Source organism: Caballeronia temeraria (genome assembly GCF_001544795.2).
In the GTDB taxonomy this organism is placed as follows: domain Bacteria; phylum Pseudomonadota; class Gammaproteobacteria; order Burkholderiales; family Burkholderiaceae; genus Caballeronia; species Caballeronia temeraria.
The window spans coordinates 185,218-210,740 of record NZ_FCOI02000011.1 but is presented as its reverse complement, the minus strand read 5'-3'; the positions used below and the strand labels follow the sequence as shown (position 1 = coordinate 210,740).

Genomic DNA, 25,523 nt, shown 5'->3' with positions numbered 1-25,523 from the left:
GCGGCGCTTCCGCAAGGAGCGCCGCGTTTTTTTGTGCGAAGCGGTTTCAGGTATTGTCGACGACCGTCGCATCCGGCGCGTTGTGCTTCACCGATTCGATCCCGTGATCGCGCGCCGCGATGCCGCTGTAGCCTTCGCTCACGCCGATCACTTCGTGATTCGCGGCCTTCAGCGTGAACATCGGTTCGCCTTTCCTGTTGGATTTGCGCTCGTAGCGCTCGTCGTGCGGCGCGTTCTTGCGCACGGATTCGATGCCGTTTTCCGCCGACGCCTTCGCCTTGTACATCTCGCTCGTCAGGATGATTTCGCCGTTTCCGGCGCGAAGGTTGAAGTAGTACTGGCCGTCGCGCGCACGGTCGATGACGAATTTTCCACTCATGGCCCTTTCTCTCGTTATTGTTGAAGGAGAGGCCAGTCTAGAGTTCGCGCGAGCGCGCAAAACGGATGCGGCGAATTATTACGTTTATTCGATCCCGAGTTCCGATTCCATCGCCGCCGTCGACCGGATCTCGTCGATCCTGAGCGCCGACCCGACGCACGCCTTCGCAAGCGGCTCCGCCGCTTTCTTCGCGACTTCCTCCGGCACGGGAATATTCACCGTGCGGGACAGCGCGCCGCACTGGAACATCGCGAGATCGCCGGGGGCGAAGCGCGTCCAGACTTCGTTGTCGGTGAGCGGCGACGTGGCGATGACGGCGACGCGGTCTTCCGGCGTCGTGTACTTGGCGAAGTCGATCGACATGTCCGCGTCGATCAGATGCGCCGTCGAGAACGGCCAGCTGCGCACCAGATAGTACAAATGCGTCGAGCAGTGCGAGAAGAGCGCCTGTCCGTTCGACATCAGGAAGTTGAAGACGCCGTATTGCGTGATGTCGCGGGTGAGCACGGCGAGCGCGTCGAAGAGTTCGTCGAGCGGCGGCTGCGAGCACGGAAACGCGCGCCGCAGGCCTTGCAGCAGCGCGCAGAACGCGAGCTCGCTGTCCGTCGTGCCGACCGGCTGATACACGCCGGTGAGTTCAGGCGCGTGGCCTTTGAGATCGCCGTTGTGCGCGAAGATCCAGTGCCGGCCCCACAGTTCGCGCATGAACGGATGGCAGTTTTCGAGCAGGATATGCCCCTGCGTCGCCTTGCGGATATGCGCGATGGTGTTCTTCGACTTGATCGGATAGCGCTTCACCATGTCCGCGAGCGGCGAGCTGGCGGACGACTGATGATCGATGAACAGCCGACAGGCCTTGTCCTCGAAGAACGCGATGCCCCAGCCGTCGGCATGATGATCCGTGACGCCGCCGCGCGCCGCGAAACCGGTGAACGAGAACGTCACGTCGGTCGGTTCAGCGCAGTTCATTCCGAGAAGTTGGCACATGATGCTTGAGGCGGGCGGCTTTGAGCCTGTTGTTACAATACGTCCGACAAGCATATCACCGAGGTCGAGCCGAAAAAATCGCGCAAGCGCTCGCGAATGCGCGCGTTGTGGATTTTCCACGGCGTTTTTTTCCTGTCCTTGCGTGGACGTGCGCCATTCCAACGTTCCCCGTCATCACGCCATGTCCGCTACCTCATCCTCGCCCAATTCGCTTACGATCGCGCGTCCCGACGACTGGCATCTGCACGTGCGCGACGGCGCGACGCTCGCCGCCGTCCTGCCGCACACCGCGCGCCAGTTCGGCCGCGCGATCATCATGCCGAACCTGAAGCCGCCCGTGACGACGACGGAAATGGCCGCGGCATACCGCGAGCGCATCCTGGCCGCGCTGCCGAAAGAGGGCGCGGGCGCGCGCTTCGAGCCACTGATGACGCTCTATCTCACCGACAACACACCGCCCGACGAAATCCGCCGCGCGAAGGAAAGCGGCTTCGTGCACGGCGTGAAGCTGTATCCGGCGGGCGCGACGACCAATTCCGACGCGGGCGTGACGGATCTGCTCGGCAAATGCGCGAAAACGCTCGAAGCGATGCAGGAAGTCGGCATGCCCTTGCTGACGCACGGCGAAGTGACCGATAGCGACATCGACGTGTTCGATCGCGAGAAGGTGTTCATCGATCGCGTGATGACGCCGCTGCGCCGCGATTTTCCGGCGCTGAAGGTCGTGTTCGAGCACATCACGACGAAGGACGCCGCCGAGTACGTGCGCGACGCGGAAGGCCAGATCGGTGCGACGATCACCGCGCATCACTTGCTGTTCAACCGCAACATCATGCTGGTCGGCGGGATGCGGCCGCACTATTACTGTCTGCCGGTGCTGAAGCGCGAGACGCATCGGGTGGCGCTGGTCGAAGCGGCGACGTCGGGCAATCCGCGCTTTTTCCTCGGCACGGACAGCGCGCCGCATCCGAAGGGCCTGAAGGAGCACGCGTGCGGCTGCGCGGGCTGTTACACGGCGTTGCACGCGCTCGAGCTGTACGCTGAATCTTTCGACAAGGCCGGCGCGCTCGACAAGCTCGAAGGCTTCGCGAGCTTCCACGGCGCGGACTTCTACGGTCTGCCGCGCAGCAAGGAAACGGTGACGATCGAACGCGGATCGTGGACGCTGCCCGCCGAATTCACCGTCGGCGATTCGACCGTCGTGCCTTTGCGCGGCGGCGAGTCGATCGGCTGGCGCTTCGTGGACGCGCATTAAGCAGCAGAACGTGAGCACGGGTTTCGCCGATATCGACTGGGCGCGGCCCTGGCTCGCGTCTATCGAAGCGCGCGGCAGGCGCTGGCAGACGGCGGCGCTCGCCGGCTACGGCGAATATCTCGCGACGCTGAACGAAGACGCGGCGGCGGCCTCGTGCGTCACGGGCCGCGGCAAGCCGTTGGCGTTCATCGCGCAGGACGAGTTGCCGGACGGCGCGTCCTACGAAGGTCACATCGCCGAGACGGGCTGCGTGCCGACGCGCCACAATCTCCACGATTTCTTCAACGCTTCGATGTGGTTCGCGTATCCGCGCATCAAGGCGGCGCTGAACGCGCGGCAGGCGGAACAGATCGATGCGCTCGGCATCGGTCCGACGCGCGGCGGCGTGCGCGACGCACTCACGCTCTTCGATGAAAACGCCGTGCTTTTCGTCTGCGCCGATGCCTCGCTCGCCAATGCCCTGCGCGGCTTCGGCTGGCGCACGCTTTTCGCCGGCGAGCGCGCCGCGTGGGGCACGCGCTGCGAGGCGCGCATCTTCGGGCATGCGTTGCTGGAAAAGCTCGTCGCGCCGTACAAGGCGTGCACGGGACACGCGTGGATCGTCGACGTCCCCGCCGGCTATTTCTCGCTCGACGATGCCGCTCGCCGCGCGCTCGTCGACGAACGCGTGGCGCAGCGCCTGAACGCCGGCCCGCTCGACAGCCGCGCATTCGCGCCGTTGCCGGTGCTGGGCGTGCCGGGCTGGTGGGACGCGAATACATCGCCCGCTTTCTACGATGACGTTTCCGTATTCCGCCCGGGCCGACGTTCCCGCTGATGTTAAAATCAACAACTGCAAAGCGGGCCAGGCAATCGCGGCCTCGACGGTTTCGGCCGAAGAGGGCGAGGAAAGTCCGGACTCCACAGGGCAGGGTGATGGCTAACGGCCATCCGTGGCAACACGCGGAACAGGGCAACAGAAAGCAAACCGCCGATGGCTCCGGGCGCAAGTCCGGAGATCAGGTAAGGGTGAAACGGTGCGGTAAGAGCGCACCGCGGGCGTCGCGAGACGTTCCGGCACGGTAACCTCCACCCGGAGCAATTCCAAATAGGCAGGCAAGCATCTTCGCGATGCAGGACGGGGCCCCCGTTCGTCTGCGGGTAGGAAGCTTGAGCGCGTCAGCAATGGCGCGTCTAGAGGAATGATTGCCACGCGCGTCTGCCTTCGGGCGGCGTGTGCACAGAATCCGGCTTATCGGCCCGCTTTGTCGTCATTCAAAAGAGAAGAGCCGGCGTCTCGCGACGCCGGCTCTTTTCGTTTCTGCGTCCGATGAGACTTACGCTTCGACGATCTCGAACGAATGCGTGAGCTCCGCCGACTTCGCCAGCATGATCGACGCCGAGCAGTACTTGTCGTGCGACAGGTTGATCGCGCGCTCGACGGTCGCCGGATTCAGGTTCTTGCCCGTGACGGTGAAGTGGAAGTGGATCTTCGTGAAGACTTTCGGGTCTTCGCTCGCGCGGTCGGCCTTGAGCGTGACCGAGCAGCCCTGGATTTCCTGGCGGCTCTTCTTGAGGATCATCACGACGTCATAGGCGGTGCAGCCGCCGGTGCCGAGCAGCACCATTTCCATCGGGCGCGGCGCGAGATTGCGGCCGCCGCCTTCCGGCGCGCCATCCATGTTCACGAGATGGCCGCTTCCCGTTTCGGCGGCGAAGGCCATGCCGTCCAGTCCCATCCAGCTAACTTTGCATTCCATGCTCTGACTCCAGCCGCGCGCGTTGTTACAAAGGCTACATTGTAGCGGTTCAGTGAATTCCAACAGGCCGCTGCTTAGGAGCATCTACCGGTTGACGAGGGGCAAATTCTTGCTTCGGCTCTGTCGTCGGCGGCAGCGGCTTCGATCGAGGATGGACTCTAAATCGCGTTTTAGCTCTGGCGCTTGAAGCGAGATTCCATAAGTGCATGAATTGATTGATAAACATTTCTTCTCGCACGCCTTATCTGAATTTCGAATTATGAAATTCATTTTCACAATGCAAATCTTCTTGCTTTGCAGCATGACCGTGCCTATACTCGTTTCTGTCTCCTCCACCTCCTCCTTGGTGGATTAAACCCGAGCCCAAGCTGCTCGGGTTTTTTTTCGTCCTCACGCCGCCCGACGCAAATCTTTGACGCGGCAGCCGAATTCCCTTTATAATTCAAAGTTCTCTTCGCCACACGCCCGCGGAGAGAGGCTTGTGAGAGCCTGCACGCGCCGGGTTTCAACGCCTGAGCGCTCACATATAAGCAGGGCCGAACAAGAACACAGTTCAAGGGCAGATCAATTTTTTGGATCGATCATGAAGACGTTTTCCGCAAAAGCCGAAGAGGTGACGCGCGAATGGTACGTGATTGACGCGACGGATAAGGTTCTCGGCCGTGTCGCCAGCGAAGTGGCACGCCGTCTTCGCGGCAAGCACAAGCCTGAATTCACTCCGCACGTCGACACCGGTGATTTCATCATCGTCGTCAATGCCGGCAAGCTGAAGGTCACCGGCAACAAGACCACGGACAAGAAGTACTATCGTCACTCGGGTTACCCGGGCGGCATCTACGAAACGACGTTCGGCAAGATGCAAGAGCGTTTCCCGGGCCGCGCGCTCGAGAAGGCTGTCAAGGGCATGCTTCCGAAGGGTCCGCTCGGCTACGCGATGATCAAGAAGCTGAAGGTCTACGCCGAAGCAACGCATCCGCACACGGCTCAACAGCCTAAAGCGCTCGAGATCTAAGGGGAGCCCACATGATCGGTAACTGGAACTACGGTACGGGCCGCCGCAAGAGCGCCGTCGCTCGCGTCTTCATCAAGTCGGGCAAGGGCGAGATCGTCGTCAACGGCAAGCCCATCGCCGACTACTTCTCGCGTGAAACGTCGCTGATGATCGTGCGCCAGCCGCTCGAACTCACGAACCACGCCACCACGTTCGACATCAAGGTCAACGTGACGGGCGGCGGCGAGACGGGTCAGGCCGGTGCGGTTCGCCACGGCATCACCCGCGCGCTGATGGACTACGACGCAACGCTGAAGTCGCAACTGTCGAACGCAGGCTTCGTCACCCGTGACGCGCGTGAAGTGGAACGTAAGAAGGTCGGTTTCCACAAGGCACGCCGCCGGAAGCAGTTCTCGAAGCGTTAAGCGCTTCTCGCCGGACTCGTTCCGGCGAAGCTGCGAAAGCCGCCCGCACTCTGGTGCCGGCGGCTTTCTTGTTTTTGGCGCGCGCTGGCGCAAACATGTCGAATTTCCATATAGCCCATTGATTCCATGGACATTCGGCACGATATTGAGATCAGCCCTACAATAGCGGTTAGAAGCCTAATTGGAGAGTTCGAATGAGCGCTGTCAGCGATACCCCCACGACCGAAATGCCGATGCCGTTCGTCTTCACCGACGCGGCTGCGGACAAGGTCAAGCAATTGATCGACGAAGAAGGCAATCCGGATCTGAAGCTGCGCGTGTTCGTGCAAGGCGGCGGATGCTCGGGTTTCCAGTACGGTTTCACGTTCGACGAAGAAGTGAACGAAGACGACACCGTGATGGACAAGGCGGGCGTGCAGTTGCTCGTCGACTCGATGAGCTATCAGTATCTCGTCGGCGCGGAAATCGACTACAAGGACGATATCAACGGCGCCCAGTTCGTCATCAAGAATCCGAACGCCACCACGACGTGCGGTTGCGGTTCGTCGTTCTCGGTTTAAGCGCGCGTTTCTGGCGCTGAAGAAAAAACGGAGCCGCAGCGGCTCCGTTTTTCGTTAACGCGGATAGATCGCGCCGAGCACGCGTTCGCCCGCCGCGCCCGTGACCGCGGGCAGATTGCCCGGTTCGCGCGCGACACAGCGCATCGCGAGCCACGCGAACGCGAGCGCTTCCACTTGCTGGGGCGGCACGCCGAGCGCTTCGGTCGTCATGACCGGCACGCCTGCCACGCCACCGTCATCGAGCGCCTGCTGAAGCATCTTCATCAGGACGGGATTGCGCGCGCCGCCGCCGCATACGTACACGGCGCGCGTATCCGGCGCATGCCGCGCGATCTCGCGCGCGACGGTCGTCGCGGTGAGCGCGGTCAGTGTTGCCTGGACATCGGCGGGAGCGAGGCTCGCGAAGGCGGCGAGTTTCGCGTCCATCCACGCCGGATTGAACAGATCGCGGCCCGTGCTCTTGGGCGGCGCGAGATCGAAGAACGGTTCGTCGAGCAGCGCGTTCAGGAGCAGCGAGTCGATCCGGCCTTGAGCCGCGAACTGGCCGCCATCGTCGTAGGCGCGCTGCGTGTGGCGCAAAGCCCATTCGTCGATCAGCGCGTTGGCCGGGCCGCAATCGAATCCGCGCACTTCGCCGTTCGCCGCGAGAATCGTGATGTTGCTGATGCCGCCGAGATTGCACACGACGCGCGTCTCGTTCTTCTCGCCGAATACGGTGGCGTGAAACGCCGGCACGAGCGGCGCGCCCTGGCCGCCCGCGGCGACATCGCGGCTGCGGAAATCGGCGATCACATCGATATTGGTCATCTCCGCGAGCAGCGCCGGATTGTTGATCTGCCGCGTATAACCCTTCTCCGGCCGATGCCGCACCGTCTGCCCGTGCACGCCGATCGCGCGAACCTTCGTGGCCGAGCAGCCGCTCATGCTCTGCAGTTCGTGGCAGCAGACGGCGTAACGCGTCGCGAGCGCGTTCGCCGCGAGCGCCTCGCGTTCGAGTTCGTTGTCGCCGGGCGATTGCAGTTCGAAGAGCGCATCGCGCAAGCCTTTCGAAAAGGACACGTGCGCTTCGCCGATCACGACCGGCGGCTTGCCCGTCGCGAACTGCACGGCGACGCCATCGACGCCGTCCATGCTGGTTCCGGACATCAAACCGAAGTACACGCCGTCCGCCTTGCCGGTTTCGATTGCTTCGGTCTTCTTTCCCACGCTGCTCTCCTCGTCGATGCTCGCTCGATAAGCCGCGATTATCCGCGTTACGGACCGAATCGTTAAGCTGCGTGTGGTCCCCACGCTCGCCGCGCGGCCGGCCGAAAGCCGCGTAAAACAGCGCGATCAGACACGAAACGGCGCGAGCGGCCCTGTCATCGCGTAAAATCCTCAGTCTGAACAGGCAATTGCGCGCGATTTCGTCATTTTTCGCGCGCCACTTCTCGACGCGGCATCTGCACCGGCCACGCCGCCGCGCCGCCAGTCATCGAACCCTTTTGATTCCACAAGCCGCAAGCATGACCACTGATTCCAACGCGCCCACCTTTCCGATCACCGACGATGTGAAAAGCGCGCTCGCCATCGCCAAGCGCGGCTGCGACGAATTGCTGATCGAAGACGAATTCGCGCAGAAGCTCGCGCGGAGCGCCGCGACGGGCAAGCCGCTGCGCATCAAACTGGGTCTCGATCCGACAGCGCCGGACATTCACATCGGCCATACGGTCGTGCTGAACAAGATGCGCCAGTTGCAGGACCTCGGCCATCAGGTCATCTTCCTGATCGGCGATTTCACTTCGTTGATCGGCGATCCGTCCGGCCGCAACGCGACGCGTCCGCCGCTCACGCGCGAGCAGATCGAAACCAACGCGAAGACGTATTTCGAGCAGGCGGCGCTCGTGCTCGATCGCGAAAAGACCGAAATCCGCTACAACAGCGAATGGTCGATGCCGCTCGGCGCCGACGGCATGATCAAGCTCGCATCGCGCTACACGGTCGCGCGCATTCTGGAGCGCGAGGACTTCACCAAGCGCTTCCAGGGCGGCGTACCCATTTCGATTCACGAGTTCCTCTACCCGCTGATGCAGGGCTACGACTCCGTCGCACTGAACGCGGATCTCGAACTCGGCGGCACCGACCAGAAGTTCAACTTGCTCGTCGGCCGGGAACTGCAGAAGCAGTACGGCCAGGAACAGCAGTGCATTTTGACGATGCCGCTGCTCGAAGGCCTCGACGGCGTCGAGAAGATGTCGAAGTCGAAGAACAACTACGTCGGCATCAGTGAGAAGCCGACCGACATGTTCGGCAAGCTGATGAGCATCTCCGACGTGCTCATGTGGCGTTACTTCGAACTGCTTTCCTTCCGTCCGATGAGCGAAGTCGAAGGCTACCGGCGCGAAGCCGAAGCCGGCCGCAATCCGCGCGACTTCAAGGTCATGCTCGCGCAGGAAATCGTCGCGCGCTTCCACTCGCCGGCGGATGCGGAGCGCGCGCTCGACGACTTCAACCATCGTGCGAAGGGCGGTGTGCCGGACGACATTCCGTCGGTGACGCTGGCGGGCGCGCCGATCGCGATCGGCCAGTTGCTCAAGCAGGCGGGCCTCGTGCCGTCGACGAGCGAAGCGCTGCGCAACATCGAGCAGGGCGGCGTGAAGATCGACGGCGCGACGGTCTCCGACAAGGCGCTGAAGGTCGAAGCGGGCGAGTTCGTCGTGCAGGTGGGCAAGCGCCGCTTCGCGCGCGTCACGCTGACCGCCTGAGCCGATGATCGCGCTCATCCAGCGTGTGAAGCGCGCCGACGTGCGCGTAGGCGAGCGCGTGACCGGCGCGATCGATGCGGGCCTGCTCGCGCTGGTCTGTGCCGAGCGCGGCGACAACGAAGCCGCCGCCGACAAACTGCTCGCGAAGATGCTCGGTTATCGCGTGTTCAGCGATGCCGCGGGCAAGATGAATCTCTCGGTGCAGGGCGTCGACGGCGGTCTGCTGCTCGTGTCGCAATTCACGCTCGCCGCCGACACGAACAGCGGTCTGCGCCCAAGCTTCACGCCCGCCGCGCCGCCCGACGAAGGCAAACGGCTCTTCGATTATTTCGTGGCGCAGGCGCGCGCGAAGCATCCGGTCGTCGAGACGGGTGAGTTCGGCGCGGAAATGCAGGTGTCGCTCGTGAACGACGGGCCGGTGACCTTTTGGCTTCAGGTGCGTCCATGACGACTCAGGTTCTCTTTATCCGGCACGGCGAAACTGACTGGAACCGCATCAAGCGCATCCAGGGGCATATCGACATTCCCTTGTCCGAGCACGGTTTTCTACAAGCGGAACAGCTCGGGCAGCGTCTCGCGCGCGACGGGCGCATCGATGCGGTCTATTCGAGCGATCTGCTGCGGGCACAGCAGACGGCGCGTCCTTTCGCGGAGGCGCTCCGGTTGGACGTGCGCTTGTCGGAGAGATTGCGCGAGCGCTTTTACGGCGCGTTTCAAGGCCACGACAGCGACGAGATCAACGACAAGTTTCCTGCCGAATACGTCGAATGGCAGACGCGCGATCCCGGCTTCGCGCCGCCCGGCGACGGCGAATCGCAGCGCGTGTTCTATCACCGCGTCGTGCATGCGATGGAGCCGATCGTCGCCGCGCACGCGGGCGGCCGTATCGCGGTTGTCGCGCATGGCGGCGTGCTGGATTGCGTCTATAGGTTCGCGATGAAGCGGTCGCTGCAGGAGCCGCGCAACTGGCCGCTGCTCAATTGCAGCGTCAATGTGGTGGATTATGGGGATGGTGGCGCGAAGGTCGTGTCGTGGGGCGATATCGCGCATCTTTCGACCGATACCGACGACGATAATCTCCGCAAGCGCGCCTAGCCGTTGTTCGCATCCCAAAGATCCCGTATCGGCCCGCCATCCGGCGCTGCAATGCCGAAGTGCCGATACGTCAGCATCGTCGCCACCCGGCCGCGCGGCGTGCGCTGCAGGAAACCCTGCTGAATCAGATACGGCTCCAGCACGTCTTCAATCGTATCGCGCTCCTCACCGATGGCCGCAGCGAGATTGTCCACGCCGACCGGCCCGCCGTCGAACTTGTGCAGAATTGCTTCGAGCAGCTTGCGGTCCATCAGATCGAAGCCCACGGGATCGACGTCGAGCATCTTCAGCGCTTTATCGGCGACATCGGCGGTGATCATGCCGTCCGCTTTCACCTCGGCGTAATCGCGCACACGCCGCAGCAAGCGGTTCGCGATACGCGGCGTGCCGCGCGCGCGCTTCGCGATCTCCAGCGCGCCCTCGTTCACGATATCCGCCTTCAATAGCGACGCCGAGCGCGCCACGATGCGCGCCAGTTCGCTCGCGTTATAAAACTCCAGCCGCGACACGATACCGAAGCGATCGCGCAGCGGATTCGTCAGCATGCCCGCGCGCGTGGTCGCGCCGACGAGCGTGAACGGCTGCAGATCCAGTTTCACGCTGCGCGCGGCCGGTCCTTCGCCGATCATGATGTCGATCTGATAATCCTCCAGCGCCGGATACAGAATTTCTTCGACGACCGGCGAAAGCCGATGAATCTCGTCGATGAACAACACGTCGTTCGCTTCGAGATTGGTGAGCAGCGCGGCGAGGTCGCCCGCGCGTTCGAGCACCGGTCCCGACGTCTGCCGCAGATTCACGCCCATTTCCCGCGCGATGATATGCGCGAGCGTCGTCTTGCCGAGACCCGGCGGTCCGAACAGCAGCACGTGATCGAGCGCTTCGGAACGCCGCTTGGCCGCTTCGATGAAAATTTCGAGCTGGCCGCGCGCCTTTTCCTGCCCGATGTATTCATCGAGCTTATGCGGACGCAGCGCGCGCTCGAACGCTTCCTCGTTCGGCGAGACGGGCGAGGCCGAGATGACGCGTTCGGCGGCGAGTTTGTCGGTTTCGATCATTTTTCGATTGTACAGCGAGCGATTCCGCGGCGAATCTGGCCGAACGGGATAAGCCGATTCTCAACGATCACGCCTTCGACAGCGCCTTCAGCGCCAGCTTGATGCCCTCGGACACGCCCGTTCCCGCCGGCACGTTCTTGACCGCGGCGAGCGCTTCCTTCTCGGAATAGCCGAGCGCGAGCAGCGCATTGAGAATATCGGACGCGTGATCCGACTGCGACACTGTGCCCGCGATCGCTCCGAGATCCGCGCCGAGCTTGCCCTTCAGTTCCAGCAGCAAACGCTCCGCCGTCTTCTTGCCGATGCCCGGCACGCGCGTGAGCCGCGCCGCATCCTGCGTCGTCACGGTCTGCGAGAGTTCGTGCACGCTCATGCCCGAGAGCACCGCCAGCGCCATCCGCGCGCCGATCCCGCTGATCTTCAGCAGTTCGCGGAACGTCGAGCGCTCCTGCGCGGTGAGAAAGCCGTACAGCAGATGCGCGTCCTCGCGCACGATCAACTGCGTGAGCAGCACGACTTTTTCGCCCGCATTCGGCAGGTTGTAGAACGTGCTCATCGGCACGTCGATTTCGTAGCCGACGCCATTGCAGTCGACGAGCAAATGCGGCGGATTTTTTTCCAGCAGAACGCCGGCGATGCGACCGATCATGTTTGAGTATTCGTAGAGAAAATTAGCCGATAAGCCGGCCGCGCCGCACGCGCAGGCCCTTCTTCGCAAGCCCCGGCGCGATGCCGCCCAGCGTTGCGAGGCCCGTGCCGCCGTGCGCGTGACAGATCGCCATGCCGAGCGCGTCGGCGGCGTCGGTGCTGGGCACGCCTGACAGGCTCAGAAGTCGCACGACCATCTGCTGCATCTGTTCCTTGGTCGCGCGTCCATAGCCGACAACGGCCTGCTTCAGTTGCAGCGCGGTGTATTCGGCAACCGGCACGCCGCTCGCGACGAGCCCGCATATCGCGGCGCCGCGCGCCTGCCCGAGCAGCAGCGTCGATTGCGGATTCACGTTGACGAAGACCTTTTCGATCGCCGCCTGATCCGGGTGGTGCTGCGCGATGAGCGTCGAGATGCCGCTGAATATGGTGTTGAGACGCGAAGGCAGATCCGCATCGGCCGTCTTGATGACGCCGCTCGTCACGTAGTTGAGCGTGTGCCCCGTCTTGTCGATGATGCCGAAGCCCGTCACGCGCAGGCCGGGGTCGATGCCAAGGATTCTCATTCGTTCGCGTTCTGCGGCTCGTTGAAACTAAAAAGGCCTGCCTGCGCCGTTCATTGCGCAAACAGGCCAATCTTAAATGAAGCCGTGATGCTTAATGGCGGAAATGACGCGTGCCGGTGAAGATCATCGCGATATTGTGCTCGTCGGCGGCGGCGATCACTTCGTCGTCGCGCATCGAGCCGCCCGGCTGGATCACGCAGGTCGCGCCCGCGTTCACGACGACGTCGAGACCGTCGCGGAACGGGAAGAACGCATCCGATGCCACGGCCGAGCCGTTCAGCGTCAGGCCGGCGTTCTGCGCCTTGATGCCCGCGATGCGCGCCGAATCCACGCGGCTCATCTGGCCCGCGCCGACGCCCATCGTCATGCCGTTCGCGCAGAACACGATCGCGTTCGACTTCACGTACTTCGCCACGCGCCACGCGAACATCAGATCGTCCATTTCCTTCGGCGTCGGATGGCGCTTCGTCACGACGCGCAGTTCGTGCGGCTGCACGTTCTTTGCATCGAGCGATTGCACGAGCAGACCGCCGCCGACGCGCTTCAGATCGAACGTGTTGTGACCGTTGCCGAGCGCGATCTCCAGGAGACGCACGTTCTGCTTCGCCGCGAACACGGCGCGCGCCGCTTCGCTGAACGAAGGCGCGATCAGCACTTCGACGAACTGCTTCGCGACGGCCTGCGCCGCGGCTTCGTCGACTTCACGATTGAACGCGATGATGCCGCCGAACGCCGACGTCGGGTCAGTCTGGAATGCCTTCGCATACGCTTCGGCCGCGTTCGCGCCGACCGCCACGCCGCACGGATTCGCGTGCTTGATGATGACGCAGGCGGGCGCGTCGAACGTCTTCACGCATTCCCACGCGGCATCCGAATCGGCGATGTTGTTGTACGACAGTTCCTTGCCCTGCAACTGCTCGTAGTTCGCGAGCGCGCCGGCCGGCACGGACAGATCGCGGTAGAACGCCGCGCTCTGATGCGGATTCTCGCCATAGCGCAGACCCTGCACCTTCTCGAACGCGAGGTTGAATGTTGCCGGATACGTCTTGCGGCTCGAATGCTGCAACTCTTCGGTCAGGCTCGTCAGATAGTTCGTGATCGCGCCGTCGTACTGCGCGGTGTGCGCGAAAACCTTCGTCGCGAGACGGAAGTTCGTCTTGTAGCCGACGCTGTTGCCGTTCGCGCGCATTTCGTCGAGCACGGCGGCGTAGTCGGCCGGATCGACGACGACCGTCACATCGCGATGATTCTTCGCCGCCGAACGCAGCATGGTCGGGCCGCCGATATCGATGTTCTCGATCGCGTCTTCCAGCGAGCACTCTTCCTTCGAGACCGTCTGCACGAACGGATACAGATTCACGACCAGCAGATCGATGGTCGGAATGTCGTGCTTCTCGAGCGCCGCCATGTGCTCGGGCAGGTCACGGCGCGCGAGAATGCCGCCGTGAACCTTCGGATGCAGCGTCTTCACGCGCCCGTCGAGCATTTCCGGAAAGCCGGTGTAGTCGGCGACCTCGGTCACGGGCAGGCCCGCGTCGGCGAGCAGTTTCGCCGTGCCGCCGGTCGAGAGGAGCTTGACGCCGAGTTCCGACAGCGATTTCGCGAAATCGACGATGCCGGATTTATCGGAGACTGAGAGGAGCGCTTGCTTGATCATGATGAACACTGAAACCGAAGAGGGAAACCAGGCCGGACCAAGGCGCTCGCCTCAGTCCGATGAATCAAATCAATCCGTGCTGCTGAAGCTTCTTGCGTAAGGTGTTGCGGTTGATGCCGAGATACTCGGCAGCGAGCGATTGGTTACCGCCCGCCTGCTCGAGCACCACTTCGAGCAGGGGTTTTTCCACGCATGAAATCACCATGTCGTAGACGTCGTGTGGGTTCGAGCCGTCCAGATCCTGAAAATAGTTGTCGAGGCTCTGGCGGACGCATTGTTCGATGTTATGTCTGCTCATGCGGCAATCAGTCGGTCTTTCGTATTGTTGAGCCCGCCACACGATTCTTCTTCGGCCGCGTCGTCTGCGTCGCCGGCCTCGTCGACATAGACGAGACGGTCGGACAACGCCTTTTGCGCGTCGAAGAATTCGTTGACAGCGAGCAATTGTTCTTTGGTCGTGTCCAGCGTATTCATCCGGTGCCGGAAGGTGTTGGCGCCGGAAAGGCCGCGAGTGTACCAGCCGATATGCTTGCGCGCAGTCCGAACGCCCGTGAATTCCCCGTAAAAGGCGTAGTGATCTTCGAGGTGCTCGTTCATCACCTGCTGGATCTCGTCGATGCGCGGCGGCGGCAGTTTCTCGCCGGTCGTCAGAAAATGTTCGATCTCGCGAAAGAGCCACGGACGGCCCTGCGCCGCGCGGCCGATCATGATGGCGTCGGCGCCGGTTGCGGCGAGCACGTCGCGGGCTTTTTCGGGCGTGGTGATGTCGCCGTTCGCGACCACCGGAATCTTCGCCGACGCCTTCACCGCCGCGATGGTTTCGTATTCCGCGTCGCCCTTGTAGAGATCGGCGCGCGTGCGGCCGTGGACGGTGAGCATGGAAATGCCGGCTTCCTGCGCGATCCGCGCGATAGTCAGCGCGTTCTTGTTCTCACGATTCCACCCCGTGCGAATCTTGAGCGTGACCGGCACCGCGTCCGGACCCACGCCGACCGCCTGCACCACGGCTTCCACAATGCGCGCGACCAGTGGTTCGTTCTGCAGCAGCGCGGACCCGGCGGCCACGTTGCACACTTTCTTCGCCGGGCAGCCCATATTGATGTCGATGATCTGCGCGCCGTTCGCGACGTTGTGGCGCGCGGCTTCCGCGAGCATCTGCGGATCGGCGCCCGCGATCTGCACCGAGATCGGCTCGACTTCGCCCGCGTGGTTGGCGCGGCGCATGGTCTTCTCGCTTTTCCACAACTGCGCGTTCGACGCGACCATCTCCGACACCGCGTAGCCCGCGCCCATGCGCTTGCAGAGCTGCCGGAACGGGCGGTCGGTGACACCTGCCATCGGGGCGACGAACAGGTTATTGCGCAGGACGTGTGAACCGATGGTGGGCATGAAGGCTAAACGATCCGCGCTGTCGATCTCGGCAAAAGCCGCGTCAGGCGGATGCAACGTTGCTGAAGGGGAAACGCCTATTTTAACGCGAAGCGCGTGCTGAAATTAAGAGCAATCGCGTGCAAGTCATTAAATCTTCTATGAAAGAACGGGCGTTCATAGAGGATAAGTGCCTGAGCTCTGCGTAGACGATTGCCCTTTTTTCGTGCCTGGTCAGCGCCGCTGGCCGAACATCATCTGACGGGCGAGGGCGGTTTTCACCGGTGGAAGGAACTCGAGCGCGGTCAGCGCGAGGCCGCGCATCGCTGCGAGCGGCGGGAAATCGACGGTGAAAATGCGCGCGAGCGTGTCGGTCGCGCCGATCGTCAGACGCCGGTCGAGCGCGCGTCGTTGCGCGAAGCGAGCGAGCGCGAGCGGGCGCGGGCCGTCGGCGGAAAGCGCGTCGGTGAGCGCGAGCGCGTCGCGCAGGCCGAGATTCAGGCCTTGGCCCGCCACGGGATGCAGCGTCTGCGCCGCGTTGCCGATCGCGACCGTGCGTCTGTCGACGAGCACGTCGAGCGCGGTCAGCCCGAGCGGGAACGCAGCCCGCGACGCGATCTTCGTGAACCGGCCCATGCGCGTGCCGAACGCGGCGCCGAGTTCGGCGAGGAAAGCGTCGTCGTCGAGTTGCACGCGGCGCGCGGCTTCGTCGGGCGAGCAGCACCAGACGAGCGAATAATCTGCATGGCGCGGGCCGCCGCAGGGCAACAGGGCGATTGGCCCCTCTTTCGTGAAGCGCTCCCACGCGACGTTCGCGCGCGGATCGGACACGCTCACCGTCCCGACGATCGCCGTCTGGCCGTAATCGCGTGCGCGGCGCTCATCGGACGGATCGCCCTTCTGATACAGGCCGCCTTCCGCATTCACGAGCACTTTCGCGCGGATCGTGCGCTCGCCGCTCGCGGATTGCAGCGGCAAGGTGACGCCGTCGTTATCCTGCAACGGCGCGAGCGCGGACGTGTCGGTGAGCCAGTCGACCTTCGTTGCGCGCACCGCATCGGCGAGCGTGCCGACGAGCGAGCCGTAGCGCACCACATAGCCCAGTTCGGGCAGCTCGTGCTCGTCGTGCTCGATCAGCGTGCGGCCGAAGTGCCCGCGCTGCGAGACGTGGATGCGGCGGATCGGGGTGGCGTCACCGGGAAAGCCGAGCGGCTGGAGCATCACGCGGCTGCCGTGCGACAGCGCGAGCGAGCGCGGATCGTTGCTGGCGGCTTCGGGCGTGCGCGCGTCGATCAGCGCGATGGACAGCCGCGACGTCGCGCTGCGGCGTGCGAGCCAGCCGGCGAGCGCCAGCCCGACCGGCCCCGCGCCGACGATGGCGATGTCGTAATCGAAATGCGGTTCGATGCCTGGAACGTCGCTCATGATCAGTTTGCGTTTGATTCGCGCATCAGCGCTTCGATTTCATCGGCGGCGACGGGCACTTCCCGCGTGATCAGCTCGCAGCCGTTTTCCGTGACGATGGCGTCGTCTTCGATGCGAATGCCGATGTTCCAATACTGTTCCGGCACGTCTTCGGCGGCGCGCACGTAGAGACCCGGCTCAATGGTGAGCGCCATGCCGGGAACCAGGTTGCGCCAGGCGCGCGCGCCTTGCTCGTCGAGCGGGCCGCCGGCTTCGCGATATTCGCCCGCGTCGTGCACGTCCATGCCGATCCAGTGTCCCGTGCGATGCATGTAGAAGCGCGCGTAGGCGCGTTGCGCGAGAACGTCGTCGACGCTGCCGAACTTGGCTTTATCGAGGATTCCGGTGTCGAGCAAGCCCTGCGACAGCACTTTCAACGCGGCCTGATGCGGCGCGTCGAAGCTGACGCCTGCGCGCGTTGCATCGACGGCGGCGGCTTGCGCGGCAAGCACGATGTCGTAGAGTTCGCGCTGCGCCGGCGTGAAGCGGCCGCTTGCGGGAAAGGTGCGCGTGATGTCGGATGCGTAGCCGTCGAGCTCGCACGCGGCGTCGATGAGAATCAGGTCGCCGTCTCGCGCGATTGCGTTGCCGGCCGGGTAGTGCAGCACGCACGCGTTCGCGCCCGCCGCGACGATCGATCCGTACGCCGGCGCCTGCGCGCCGTGGCGACGGAACGTGTAGAGCAGTTCGGCTTCGATCTCGTACTCGCGCATGCCGGGGCGGCACGCGCGCATGGCGCGACGGTGCGCTTCGGCGGAAATCGATGCCGCGCGGCGCATGATCGAGATTTCGTGCGCGTCTTTCACGAGGCGCATCTCGTCCAGAACGGGCAGCAGATTCTCCGCTTTCGTTGGCGCGCGCACGCCGGTGCGGCTTTGCGCGCGCACGGCGGCGAGCCAGTCGCGCACGCGGCCATCGAGGTCCGCAGACGTGCCGAGCGCGTAATGCAGCGCGGGTTTGTCGGCGATCAGGCGCGGCATTTCTTCGTCAAGCGCGTCGATGGGCAGCGCGGCGTCGAAACCGAACGCGTCGCGCGCGGCGTCGGGGCCGAAGCGAAAGCCTTCCCACGTTTCGCGATCCGCGTTTTTTTCGCGGCAGAAGAGGATCGACGCGGCCTCGCCGTCCTTCGCGCTCGCGTTCAGCACGAGCGTTGCCTCGGGTTCGTTGAAGCCCGTCAGATAGTAGAAGTAGCTGTCGTGACGGAAAGGGTAGTCCGTGTCGCGGTTGCGCATGACTTCCGGCGCGGTCGGCACGATGGCGACGCCGCCGCCTTGCGCACGCAGCGCGGCGAGCACGCGCTCGCGACGCGCACGGTAGATGTCGACGGCGATGGGACTGGCGAGTTCGGTCGGTGAGTTCATGCGCCGATTGTAGCGCCGGCTTCGCGATGCCGGCACTCGGCCATTCGGCATAGGCCGAAACGACAGCGAGGCGATTTGGCCTATGCCATTCGGCCTAGTGGCGCGGTACGCGACCGCGCCGGATACTCATTCGTCAGCGGGACGATTGCGCACGCTGCCCGCGATCAGGTCGAAACGGAACAGGCGGCATTCCAGCGCGCCGTTGAAGAGCGGCGTTTTCGTCGATTCGCGCAGCCGCAGCAGGCCCGGCAGCTTGCGGTCGGACGTGAGCACGTAGGCGCGCCATCCGGGAAAGCGTTGCTTGAGCGCGTTGCCGAAGGAGATGAAGAACTCGGTGTCGGCCGGATCGGGCTGGGCGCGGGCGAAGGCGTCGTCGTCCTCGCGGCGCGAGCGTGGCGTATCGCGACTCTCGCCGCGCGGGCCGCGTCCGCGCACTTCGATACGTTCGCCGTACGGTGGATTGGCGAGCAGGATGCCGGGCGCGTCGGTCGGCGGCACCATGTTGCGGGCGTCGACCTGTTTGAGCGAGAGATCGGTGATGCCCGCGCGGGTCAGGTTCGCGCGCGCTTTTTCGAGCATGTCGCCGGAAATGTCGCTGCCGAAGATGCTCAGCTCGGCCTGCGACGCGCGCGCGGCGCGGCGCTGTTCGAGCGCGGCCGTCTTGAGCTTCTGCCACATGCCCGCATGAAACGGCTTCAGCTTTTCGAAGCCGAAACGCCGATCGTTGCCCGGCGCGATGTTGAGCGCCGTTTGCGCCGCTTCGGCGAGGAAGGTGCCGCTGCCGCACATCGGATCGAAAAGCGGCGTGCCGGGCGTCCAGCCGGTGAGGCGCAGAATGCCCGCCGCGAGATTTTCGCGCAGCGGCGCGGCGCCTTTATCCAGACGCCAGCCGCGCTTGAAGAGCGGTTCGCCGGATGTATCGAGATAGAGCGTGCATTCGTTCATCGTGAGGAACGCGAACACGCGCACATCGGGCTGGGCGGTGTCGATGCTGGGGCGCGCGCCGGCGACGTCGCGCAGGCGGTCGCAGACGGCGTCCTTCACGCGCAGCGTCGTGAATTCGAGGCTCTTCACCGGCGATTTGATCGCGGTGAGGTCGACGCGCATCGTCTGGCTCGGCGTGAACCATTGCTCCCAGCGTTGCCGATGCGTGAGTTCGTAGATATCTTGCTCGTTGCGATACGGGCCTTGCGCGACCTTCAGCAGCACGCGGCTCGCGATGCGCGAATGCAGGTTCGCCCCCATGCCCGCGACCCAGCCGCCTCGAAAGTGCACGCCGCCGGGCACTTGCGCGCCGACGACGAGTGATCCGCCGCCTGAAAGAGGCGCGCTTTCCACGTGCCGCTCCCCGATCTCCGTGAGCTCGGCGGCGAGCGGCGCTTCGAGACCGCGCGGGCAGGGGACAAACCAGTCGAAGAGAGGGGAGGACATGAGCTGCTTTTTCGGACGAGTAAAGGCGGTATTGTACGCGGGCGGTCCGTCCGGCATGCGGCGCACGTTCGCCGCCAGAAAAAGAAAGCGCCGGCGCTCCGAGGGAGGCCGGCGCTACGGTGCACCGCGTTCGAGCCGGTGTGACGCTTACTCCACCGCCTTCATCATCTCCTCGACGACCTTCTTCGCGTCCCCGAACACCATCATCGTCTTGTCCATATAGAACAGTTCGTTGTCGAGCCCGGCATAACCCGCCGCCATCGAGCGCTTGTTCACGATGATCGTCCGCGCCTTGTACGCCTCCAGAATCGGCATACCCGCGATCGGCGATTTCGGATCGGTCTTCGCGGCCGGATTCACGACGTCGTTGGCGCCGAGCACGAGCACCACGTCCGTCTGGCCGAACTCGCTGTTGATGTCCTCCATCTCCTGAACCATCTCGTACGGCACTTCCGCTTCAGCCAGCAGCACGTTCATATGCCCAGGCATGCGCCCCGCGACGGGATGAATCGCGTACCGCACGTCGATGCCTTTCTCCACGAGCTTGTCCGTCAGCTCCTTCAACGCATGCTGCGCGCGCGCGACGGCCAGCCCATAGCCCGGCACGATCACCACGCTTTCGGCATTGCCGAGCATGAACGCGGCGTCATCGGCGGAACCGGATTTGACGGGACGCTGCTCCGTCGCGCCTCCCGCCGCCGCGCCGCCCGCTTCGCCGCCGAAGCCGCCGAGAATCACGTTGAAGAACGACCGGTTCATCGCCTTGCACATGATGTACGACAGAATCGCACCCGACGAGCCCACGAGCGAACCGGCGATGATCAGCATCGGATTGTTCAGCGAGAAGCCGATGCCCGCCGCCGCCCAGCCCGAGTACGAGTTCAGCATCGACACGACCACCGGCATGTCGGCGCCGCCGATCGGAATGATGATCAGCACGCCCAGCGCGAACGCGATGATCGTCATGATGATGAACGGCAGCCACGATTCGGTGAGCATGAAGATCACGCCGAAGCCGACCATCGCAATCGCCAGCAGGAGGTTGATCAGATGCTGGCCCGAGTACGTGACCGGCGCGCCCTGAAACAGCCGGAACTTGTACTTGCCCGACAGTTTCCCGAACGCGATGACCGAACCCGAAAACGTGATCGCGCCGACGAACGTGCCGATGAACAACTCGACGCGATTGCCGTACGGAATCGGCTCGCCGAGCGGCGCGAGCCCGAACGCCGCCGGTTCCGCGACCACGCCGTAGGCGATACACACCGCCGCGAGACCGATCAGCGAGTGCATCGCCGCGACGAGCTCGGGCATCTTCGTCATCTCGACTTTCGCCGCGATGTACGCGCCCGCGCCGCCGCCGATGATCAGCGCGACGAACAGCAGCGACAGCCCGAGCGCGAGATTCGCTTCGAGATACGCGGCCTGCTTAACGATCAGCGCGAGCGTGGTGAGAATGGCGATTGCCATGCCCGCCATGCCGAACGTGTTGCCGATGCGCGCGGTCTTCGGATTCGACAAGCCCTTCAGCGCCTGGATGAAGCACACCGAGGCGACGAGATACAGGAGAGTAACGACGTTCAGGCTCATTACGCACCCTCCTTGACCGGCAGCTTCTTCGGCTCTTTCTTCTTGAACATTTCCAGCATTCGCCGCGTGACGAGAAAGCCGCCGAACACGTTCACCGCCGCGAGCAGCACGGCGAGCGTGCCGAAAAACTTGCCCGCGACACCGACGGTCAGGCCGACCGCGAGCATCGCGCCGACGATCACGATCGCCGAAATCGCGTTGGTCACGGCCATGAGCGGCGTATGCAGCGCAGGCGTGACGTTCCACACCACGTGGTAGCCAACGTAGATGGCCAGCACGAAGATGATGAGGTTGATCACCGTGTGATTGATGACATCCATGTGCGTCTCCGTGTTCAGGCCGTGGCGCGGGCAAGCTGTCCGTCGCGGCACTGGAGCGTGGCCGCGACGATATCGTCCGCGAGATCGATGTTGAGCGTCCCTTCCTTGGTGATGATGAGTTTCAGGAAGTCGAGGAGATTGCGGGCGTAGAGCGCGGAGGCATCGGCGCCGACCATCGACGCGAGATTCGTATGGCCGACGATATGCACGCCGTGCTTCATCACCACCGTGTCGACTTCCGTCAACGGGCAGTTGCCGCCTTTCTTGCCCTCGAACTCGGGACCGCGGCCGGCGGCGAGATCGACGATCACGGAGCCGGGCTTCATGTGCTTGACCGTTTCGACGGAAATCAGCGTCGGTGCGGGACGGCCTGGAATCAGCGCCGTCGAGATGACGATGTCCGCCGCCTTCGCACGCTCGTGCACCTGCGCCGCCTGCCGCGCGAGCCAGCTCGGCGGCATCGGGCGGGCGTAACCGCCGACGCCGACCGCGGCCTCGCGTTCCTCGTCGGTTTCGAACGGCACGTCGACGAACTTCCCGCCGAGCGATTCGATCTGCTCCTTGACCGCAGGACGCACATCGGACGCTTCGACGACGGCGCCCAGACGCTTGGCCGTTGCGATCGCCTGCAAACCGGCGACGCCCGCGCCCAGCACCAGCACGCGCGCGGCTTTCACGGTGCCCGCGGCGGTCATGAGCATCGGCATGAAGCGCTGGTAATACTGGCAGGCCATGAGCACCGCCTTGTATCCGGCGATGTTCGCCTGCGACGACAGCACGTCGAGACTTTGCGCGCGCGTCGTGCGCGGCGCGGCTTCGAGCGCGAACGCCGTCACGCCCGCCGACGCGAGCCGCGCGGTGTTCTCGGTGTTGAAAGGATCGAGCATGCCGATCAGCACGGCGCCCGGTTTGAGCATCGCCAATTCGCTTTCGCTCGGCGACTGGACCTTGAGGACGATCTCGGCGGAAAAGGCCGTGGCGGCATCGACGAGATCGGCGCCCGCCTGGGCGAACGCATCGTCGATATAGCTTGCCGGCAAGCCCGCGCCGCTCTGGACGGAAACGCGATGTCCTTGCGTGACGAGCTTTTTGACCGTTTCGGGCGTGGCGGCGACGCGCGCCTCGTTCGCCCGCGTTTCTGCAGGCACTCCAATGTGCATCTTGCAATCCTCCTGTCTTTGTTGCCTCCGTCACCTGGGGAAGGATTAGGAAGGCTTAAGGCTGAGTTTTATTTCAAATGCTGGAACCGACGGCTATCGCAACTGTAACCGAAGATTGCGCGCGCAAGAATCCGATCAGGCACTCGTTATGCATGCCGGCCGTCAGCGCTTACCCTTAGGACGCTCGCGCGCGATCGCGGCCGGGGCGGTAAAATATCTCACCATGAAATCAGATACTTGGGCCCCCCACGTTACGGTGGCTGCGATCGTCGAAAGAGACGGTCGTTTCCTCGTCATCGAAGAGCACACATCCGCAGGGCTGCGAATCAACCAACCGGCCGGTCACCTCGAAGCGGGCGAAACGCTCGTCGAAGCGGTGATCCGCGAAACCTTCGAGGAAACGGCGCATCGCTTCGAGCCGGAGGCGCTCGTCGGCGCCTATATGACGCACTTCGCGCGGCCGGGACGCGATGTCACGTATCTGCGCTTCACGTTTTGCGGCAAGTCGCTCGGCGAAGAGACCGGCCGTTCGCTCGACGAAGGCATCGTGCGCGCGATGTGGCTCAGCGCCGACGAGCTTCGTGCATCCGTCGACCGGCACAGAACGCCGCTCGTGATGAAATGTGTCGACGATTATTTATCCGGGCGGCGCGTGCCGCTCGATTTCATTCATACGCATTCGGTCGCGCCGGTGGTGCGGGCGTGATATCCCTATGAGCAAGCAGAAAGTGGTGGTGGGCATGTCGGGTGGCGTGGATTCGTCCGTGACGGCATGGCTCCTGAAGGAACAGGGCTACGACGTCGTGGGCCTTTTCATGAAGAACTGGGAAGACGACGACGACGGCGAATACTGCTCGACCCGGCAGGACTGGATCGACGTGGTGTCGGTCGCGGATCTGATCGGCATCGATGTCGAGGCGGTCAATTTCGCCGCCGAATACAAGGACCGCGTGTTCGCGGAATTCCTGCGCGAGTATTCGGCGGGCCGCACGCCCAATCCCGACGTGCTCTGCAACGCCGAAATCAAGTTCAAGGCGTTTCTCGATCATGCGATGTCGCTCGGTGCGGAAACCATCGCGACGGGCCATTACGCGCGCGTGCGCGAGCAGGACGGGCTGTTCCAGTTGCTCAAGGCGACGGATTCGACCAAGGATCAGTCGTACTTCCTGCATCGGCTGAACCAGGCGCAGTTGTCGAAGACGCTCTTTCCGCTCGGCGAGATTCCGAAGACGAAAGTGCGCGAGATCGCCGCGCAGATCGGTCTGCCGAACGCGAAGAAGAAGGATTCGACCGGCATCTGCTTCATCGGCGAACGGCCGTTCCGCGAGTTCCTCAACCGCTATCTGCCAACCAAGCCCGGTCCGATGAAAACGGCCGAAGGCAAGATCGTCGGCGAGCATATCGGGCTCGCGTTCTATACGTTCGGGCAGAGAAAGGGCATCGGCATCGGCGGGGCGAAGGACGGCAGCGGCGAGCCGTGGTTCGTCGCCGGCAAGGACATGGCGACGAACACGCTCTATGTCGTGCAGGGGCACGATCATCCGTGGCTGCTGTCGGCGACACTCGTCGCGGGCAATACGAGCTGGGTCGCCGGATTCGCGCCGGACGAGGGCGCGGCGTGCGGTGCGAAGACGCGCTATCGGCAACAGGATGCGGCTTGCCGTTTCGCCGATGCGCACGATGGCCGCTTCGCGCTCCATTTCGACGATGCGCAATGGGCCGTGACGCCGGGCCAATCCGCCGTGCTGTATCAGGGCGATGTGTGTCTGGGCGGCGGCATCATCGAGCAGGCGGCGGCGCAGGAGTCGCCGCAAGCCGCGGTGCTCGCGGCGGCGCGTTAGTACCGACGAGCCCTGACTCCGGTCAGGGCTTTTTCATATCGATCCGACAAAAACTTTTTTGAAACAGGCGCTTGACCGTCTATCTAGTGATAGATAAATTACGCACATCGCATGCAGGGATAATCGGACCATTGGCCGAATGGACAAGAACACGGTGCGCGAAGCGCTGCTGGACCACGCCCAGACGCTCCTGATGACGCGCGGCTACAACGGTTTCAGCTACCGCGATCTGTCGGCGCTGGTCGGCGTGAAGACGTCGAGCATCCACTACTACTTTCCGACCAAGGAAGATCTCGCGCTCGAAGCCGTGAATGCGTACAGCGCGGACGTGATGTCGTCGATCTACGCAATCGACAGTTCCGCCCCGGCCGACAAGAAGCTCGACCGCTATACGAAGCTGTTCGGGCGGATCATCGGCGACGGCAGGCAGATCTGCCTGTGCGGGATGCTCGCATCGGACATCGAGTCGCTGCCGGAGAAGGTTCGCCATGCGGTGCAATCGTTCTACAAGGCAAACGAGAACTGGCTGATGAAGGTGCTTGCCGAAGGCGAGGCACAGGATACGCTCGATGCCGGCGGCAAGCCCGAAGCCGCCGCGCGCACTTTGTACGCCGCGTTCCAGGGCAGTCTGCTCGCGTGCCGCCTGTTTCAGACGCGCGCGCGGCTGGAAGAAGTCACGGACGCATTCCGGCGGTAGATAAGCCTGTGGATAACCTTGTGAAAAACGCGTGAATTGACGTTCGATTATCTACCGTCGAGTAGATAGATTTTGGCGGCATATGTCGGCGTTTTGACCCGTGTCGCGCGTACATCGGTTCATAGGGTGAGAGACCGGCCGATTTCCGGGAATCTGGCGCCGGCATTGGACTTCACGAGATGTCATC

The 25,523-nt window shown here is 63.6% G+C and carries 27 protein-coding genes and 1 other RNA gene; 12 read left to right on the top strand and 16 right to left on the bottom strand.

The window, feature by feature from the left end:
* Positions 1–46: 46 nt before the first annotated feature.
* Both AWB76_RS18095 and AWB76_RS18090 read right to left on the bottom strand, forming a co-directional pair.
* Complete coding sequence (locus AWB76_RS18095; protein ID WP_061161500.1) at positions 47–379, bottom strand: YegP family protein; 333 nt, start codon at positions 377–379, stop codon at positions 47–49.
* Positions 380–463: 84 nt separating this feature from the next.
* Complete coding sequence (locus tag AWB76_RS18090; protein ID WP_074171372.1) at positions 464–1,366, bottom strand: class II glutamine amidotransferase; 903 nt, start codon at positions 1,364–1,366, stop codon at positions 464–466.
* A gap of 181 nt (positions 1,367–1,547) precedes the next feature.
* Between AWB76_RS18090 and pyrC the strand changes: the two genes are divergently transcribed.
* The 3 genes from pyrC to rnpB all read left to right on the top strand — a co-directional run bounded on the left by pyrC (position 1,548) and on the right by rnpB (position 3,871).
* Positions 1,548–2,621, top strand: coding sequence for a dihydroorotase (gene pyrC, locus AWB76_RS18085; RefSeq protein WP_061161498.1), 1,074 nt, complete (start codon positions 1,548–1,550; stop codon positions 2,619–2,621).
* Positions 2,557–3,438 carry a DUF3025 domain-containing protein gene (locus AWB76_RS18080; RefSeq protein WP_374729933.1) on the top strand — a complete coding sequence of 294 codons (882 nt, stop codon included), beginning with the start codon at positions 2,557–2,559 and terminating at the stop codon, positions 3,436–3,438. Before pyrC ends, AWB76_RS18080 begins: the two co-directional genes overlap by 65 nt.
* Before the next feature lie 19 nt (positions 3,439–3,457).
* Positions 3,458–3,871: RNase P RNA component class A (gene rnpB / locus AWB76_RS18075), an RNA gene on the top strand.
* 66 nt (positions 3,872–3,937) lie between these two features.
* On the opposite strand, the gene AWB76_RS18070 is transcribed toward rnpB, so the two are convergent.
* Positions 3,938–4,360: an OsmC family protein gene (locus tag AWB76_RS18070; protein ID WP_061161496.1), complete on the bottom strand. Its 423-nt coding sequence runs from the start codon at positions 4,358–4,360 to the stop codon at positions 3,938–3,940.
* Positions 4,361–4,943: 583 nt separating this feature from the next.
* On the opposite strand from AWB76_RS18070, the gene rplM reads away from it, so the two are divergent.
* From rplM to erpA, 3 genes are all read left to right on the top strand, one after another.
* Entirely contained in the window at positions 4,944–5,372 is a 429-nt protein-coding gene (gene rplM / locus AWB76_RS18065) for a 50S ribosomal protein L13 (protein ID WP_008351572.1), read from the top strand.
* 11 nt (positions 5,373–5,383) lie between these two features.
* Entirely contained in the window at positions 5,384–5,776 is a 393-nt protein-coding gene (gene rpsI, locus AWB76_RS18060) for a 30S ribosomal protein S9 (RefSeq protein WP_061161495.1), read from the top strand.
* A gap of 194 nt (positions 5,777–5,970) precedes the next feature.
* Positions 5,971–6,336: an iron-sulfur cluster insertion protein ErpA gene (erpA, locus tag AWB76_RS18055; RefSeq protein ID WP_061117816.1), complete on the top strand. Its 366-nt coding sequence runs from the start codon at positions 5,971–5,973 to the stop codon at positions 6,334–6,336.
* A gap of 54 nt (positions 6,337–6,390) precedes the next feature.
* On the opposite strand, the gene AWB76_RS18050 is transcribed toward erpA, so the two are convergent.
* Positions 6,391–7,521 (bottom strand): anhydro-N-acetylmuramic acid kinase, encoded by a 1,131-nt coding sequence (locus AWB76_RS18050; RefSeq protein ID WP_082864462.1) that lies wholly within the window; start codon positions 7,519–7,521, stop codon positions 6,391–6,393.
* Positions 7,522–7,841: 320 nt separating this feature from the next.
* On the opposite strand from AWB76_RS18050, the gene tyrS reads away from it, so the two are divergent.
* Genes tyrS through AWB76_RS18035 form a run of 3 tightly spaced genes read left to right on the top strand, consistent with a single transcriptional unit; the run spans position 7,842 to position 10,175 of the window.
* A complete protein-coding gene (gene tyrS / locus AWB76_RS18045) occupies positions 7,842–9,080 on the top strand; it encodes a tyrosine--tRNA ligase (RefSeq protein WP_061161494.1) in 1,239 nt (412 codons plus the stop codon).
* A gap of 4 nt (positions 9,081–9,084) precedes the next feature.
* Positions 9,085–9,528 (top strand): D-aminoacyl-tRNA deacylase, encoded by a 444-nt coding sequence (gene dtd / locus AWB76_RS18040; RefSeq protein WP_061161493.1) that lies wholly within the window; start codon positions 9,085–9,087, stop codon positions 9,526–9,528.
* Complete coding sequence (locus AWB76_RS18035; protein WP_061161492.1) at positions 9,525–10,175, top strand: histidine phosphatase family protein; 651 nt, start codon at positions 9,525–9,527, stop codon at positions 10,173–10,175. Before dtd ends, AWB76_RS18035 begins: the two co-directional genes overlap by 4 nt.
* On the opposite strand, the gene ruvB is transcribed toward AWB76_RS18035, so the two are convergent.
* The 12 genes from ruvB to AWB76_RS17975 all read right to left on the bottom strand — a co-directional run bounded on the left by ruvB (position 10,172) and on the right by AWB76_RS17975 (position 22,798).
* Entirely contained in the window at positions 10,172–11,233 is a 1,062-nt protein-coding gene (ruvB, locus tag AWB76_RS18030) for a Holliday junction branch migration DNA helicase RuvB (RefSeq protein WP_061161491.1), read from the bottom strand. The two genes, AWB76_RS18035 and ruvB, sit on opposite strands and share 4 nt — an antisense overlap.
* Positions 11,234–11,300: 67 nt before the next feature.
* A complete protein-coding gene (gene ruvA, locus AWB76_RS18025; protein ID WP_035497690.1) occupies positions 11,301–11,882 on the bottom strand; it encodes a Holliday junction branch migration protein RuvA in 582 nt (193 codons plus the stop codon).
* A 22-nt stretch (positions 11,883–11,904) separates the two neighbouring features.
* Positions 11,905–12,447, bottom strand: coding sequence for a crossover junction endodeoxyribonuclease RuvC (gene ruvC / locus AWB76_RS18020; RefSeq protein WP_061161490.1), 543 nt, complete (start codon positions 12,445–12,447; stop codon positions 11,905–11,907).
* A gap of 91 nt (positions 12,448–12,538) precedes the next feature.
* Positions 12,539–14,104 carry a bifunctional phosphoribosylaminoimidazolecarboxamide formyltransferase/IMP cyclohydrolase gene (purH, locus tag AWB76_RS18015; protein WP_061161532.1) on the bottom strand — a complete coding sequence of 522 codons (1,566 nt, stop codon included), beginning with the start codon at positions 14,102–14,104 and terminating at the stop codon, positions 12,539–12,541.
* 64 nt (positions 14,105–14,168) lie between these two features.
* Positions 14,169–14,402 carry a Fis family transcriptional regulator gene (locus tag AWB76_RS18010; protein WP_040052966.1) on the bottom strand — a complete coding sequence of 78 codons (234 nt, stop codon included), beginning with the start codon at positions 14,400–14,402 and terminating at the stop codon, positions 14,169–14,171.
* Positions 14,399–15,493, bottom strand: coding sequence for a tRNA dihydrouridine synthase DusB (gene dusB / locus AWB76_RS18005; protein WP_061161531.1), 1,095 nt, complete (start codon positions 15,491–15,493; stop codon positions 14,399–14,401). The genes AWB76_RS18010 and dusB overlap by 4 nt, the downstream gene beginning before the upstream one ends.
* Positions 15,494–15,706: 213 nt before the next feature.
* Complete coding sequence (locus AWB76_RS18000; protein WP_061161489.1) at positions 15,707–16,897, bottom strand: UbiH/UbiF/VisC/COQ6 family ubiquinone biosynthesis hydroxylase; 1,191 nt, start codon at positions 16,895–16,897, stop codon at positions 15,707–15,709.
* A gap of 2 nt (positions 16,898–16,899) precedes the next feature.
* Positions 16,900–18,297: an aminopeptidase P N-terminal domain-containing protein gene (locus tag AWB76_RS17995; protein ID WP_061161488.1), complete on the bottom strand. Its 1,398-nt coding sequence runs from the start codon at positions 18,295–18,297 to the stop codon at positions 16,900–16,902.
* Between the two features lie 126 nt (positions 18,298–18,423).
* Positions 18,424–19,728, bottom strand: coding sequence for a THUMP domain-containing class I SAM-dependent RNA methyltransferase (locus AWB76_RS17990; protein WP_061161530.1), 1,305 nt, complete (start codon positions 19,726–19,728; stop codon positions 18,424–18,426).
* A 147-nt stretch (positions 19,729–19,875) separates the two neighbouring features.
* A complete protein-coding gene (locus AWB76_RS17985) occupies positions 19,876–21,318 on the bottom strand; it encodes an NAD(P)(+) transhydrogenase (Re/Si-specific) subunit beta (RefSeq protein ID WP_061161487.1) in 1,443 nt (480 codons plus the stop codon).
* A complete protein-coding gene (locus AWB76_RS17980; RefSeq protein ID WP_061161486.1) occupies positions 21,318–21,638 on the bottom strand; it encodes an NAD(P) transhydrogenase subunit alpha part 2 in 321 nt (106 codons plus the stop codon). Before AWB76_RS17980 ends, AWB76_RS17985 begins: the two co-directional genes overlap by 1 nt.
* 14 nt (positions 21,639–21,652) lie before the next feature.
* Positions 21,653–22,798: a Re/Si-specific NAD(P)(+) transhydrogenase subunit alpha gene (locus AWB76_RS17975; RefSeq protein ID WP_061161485.1), complete on the bottom strand. Its 1,146-nt coding sequence runs from the start codon at positions 22,796–22,798 to the stop codon at positions 21,653–21,655.
* Between the two features lie 223 nt (positions 22,799–23,021).
* On the opposite strand from AWB76_RS17975, the gene AWB76_RS17970 reads away from it, so the two are divergent.
* The 3 genes from AWB76_RS17970 (at position 23,022) to AWB76_RS17960 (ending at position 25,336) form a co-directional block, all read left to right on the top strand.
* The gene (locus AWB76_RS17970) at positions 23,022–23,504 is read left to right on the top strand and encodes an NUDIX hydrolase (RefSeq protein WP_061161529.1); all 483 of its coding nucleotides are present in this window, start codon (positions 23,022–23,024) and stop codon (positions 23,502–23,504) included.
* A gap of 7 nt (positions 23,505–23,511) precedes the next feature.
* Positions 23,512–24,639, top strand: a complete 1,128-nt coding sequence (mnmA, locus tag AWB76_RS17965; protein ID WP_061161484.1) for a tRNA 2-thiouridine(34) synthase MnmA — start codon at positions 23,512–23,514, stop codon at positions 24,637–24,639.
* Positions 24,640–24,778: 139 nt separating this feature from the next.
* Positions 24,779–25,336: a TetR/AcrR family transcriptional regulator gene (locus tag AWB76_RS17960; RefSeq protein ID WP_061161483.1), complete on the top strand. Its 558-nt coding sequence runs from the start codon at positions 24,779–24,781 to the stop codon at positions 25,334–25,336.
* The last annotated feature ends 187 nt before the right edge of the window (positions 25,337–25,523 follow it).

Excerpts from the sequence above, each read along its gene's own strand:
- AWB76_RS18095 (WP_061161500.1), bottom strand. The coding sequence starts at position 379 with ATGAGTGGAAAATTCGTCATCGACCGTGCGCGCGACGGCCAGTACTAC.
- AWB76_RS18090 (WP_074171372.1), bottom strand. The coding sequence starts at position 1,366 with ATGTGCCAACTTCTCGGAATGAACTGCGCTGAACCGACCGACGTGACG.
- pyrC (WP_061161498.1), top strand. The coding sequence starts at position 1,548 with ATGTCCGCTACCTCATCCTCGCCCAATTCGCTTACGATCGCGCGTCCC.
- AWB76_RS18070 (WP_061161496.1), bottom strand. The coding sequence starts at position 4,360 with ATGGAATGCAAAGTTAGCTGGATGGGACTGGACGGCATGGCCTTCGCC.
- rplM (WP_008351572.1), top strand. The coding sequence starts at position 4,944 with ATGAAGACGTTTTCCGCAAAAGCCGAAGAGGTGACGCGCGAATGGTAC.
- rpsI (WP_061161495.1), top strand. The coding sequence starts at position 5,384 with ATGATCGGTAACTGGAACTACGGTACGGGCCGCCGCAAGAGCGCCGTC.
- erpA (WP_061117816.1), top strand. The coding sequence starts at position 5,971 with ATGAGCGCTGTCAGCGATACCCCCACGACCGAAATGCCGATGCCGTTC.
- tyrS (WP_061161494.1), top strand. The coding sequence starts at position 7,842 with ATGACCACTGATTCCAACGCGCCCACCTTTCCGATCACCGACGATGTG.
- dtd (WP_061161493.1), top strand. The coding sequence starts at position 9,085 with ATGATCGCGCTCATCCAGCGTGTGAAGCGCGCCGACGTGCGCGTAGGC.
- AWB76_RS18035 (WP_061161492.1), top strand. The coding sequence starts at position 9,525 with ATGACGACTCAGGTTCTCTTTATCCGGCACGGCGAAACTGACTGGAAC.
- ruvB (WP_061161491.1), bottom strand. The coding sequence starts at position 11,233 with ATGATCGAAACCGACAAACTCGCCGCCGAACGCGTCATCTCGGCCTCG.
- ruvA (WP_035497690.1), bottom strand. The coding sequence starts at position 11,882 with ATGATCGGTCGCATCGCCGGCGTTCTGCTGGAAAAAAATCCGCCGCAT.
- ruvC (WP_061161490.1), bottom strand. The coding sequence starts at position 12,447 with ATGAGAATCCTTGGCATCGACCCCGGCCTGCGCGTGACGGGCTTCGGC.
- purH (WP_061161532.1), bottom strand. The coding sequence starts at position 14,104 with ATGATCAAGCAAGCGCTCCTCTCAGTCTCCGATAAATCCGGCATCGTC.
- AWB76_RS18010 (WP_040052966.1), bottom strand. The coding sequence starts at position 14,402 with ATGAGCAGACATAACATCGAACAATGCGTCCGCCAGAGCCTCGACAAC.
- dusB (WP_061161531.1), bottom strand. The coding sequence starts at position 15,493 with ATGCCCACCATCGGTTCACACGTCCTGCGCAATAACCTGTTCGTCGCC.
- AWB76_RS18000 (WP_061161489.1), bottom strand. The coding sequence starts at position 16,897 with ATGAGCGACGTTCCAGGCATCGAACCGCATTTCGATTACGACATCGCC.
- AWB76_RS17995 (WP_061161488.1), bottom strand. The coding sequence starts at position 18,297 with ATGAACTCACCGACCGAACTCGCCAGTCCCATCGCCGTCGACATCTAC.
- AWB76_RS17990 (WP_061161530.1), bottom strand. The coding sequence starts at position 19,728 with ATGTCCTCCCCTCTCTTCGACTGGTTTGTCCCCTGCCCGCGCGGTCTC.
- AWB76_RS17985 (WP_061161487.1), bottom strand. The coding sequence starts at position 21,318 with ATGAGCCTGAACGTCGTTACTCTCCTGTATCTCGTCGCCTCGGTGTGC.
- AWB76_RS17980 (WP_061161486.1), bottom strand. The coding sequence starts at position 21,638 with ATGGATGTCATCAATCACACGGTGATCAACCTCATCATCTTCGTGCTG.
- AWB76_RS17975 (WP_061161485.1), bottom strand. The coding sequence starts at position 22,798 with ATGCACATTGGAGTGCCTGCAGAAACGCGGGCGAACGAGGCGCGCGTC.
- AWB76_RS17970 (WP_061161529.1), top strand. The coding sequence starts at position 23,022 with ATGAAATCAGATACTTGGGCCCCCCACGTTACGGTGGCTGCGATCGTC.
- mnmA (WP_061161484.1), top strand. The coding sequence starts at position 23,512 with ATGAGCAAGCAGAAAGTGGTGGTGGGCATGTCGGGTGGCGTGGATTCG.
- AWB76_RS17960 (WP_061161483.1), top strand. The coding sequence starts at position 24,779 with ATGGACAAGAACACGGTGCGCGAAGCGCTGCTGGACCACGCCCAGACG.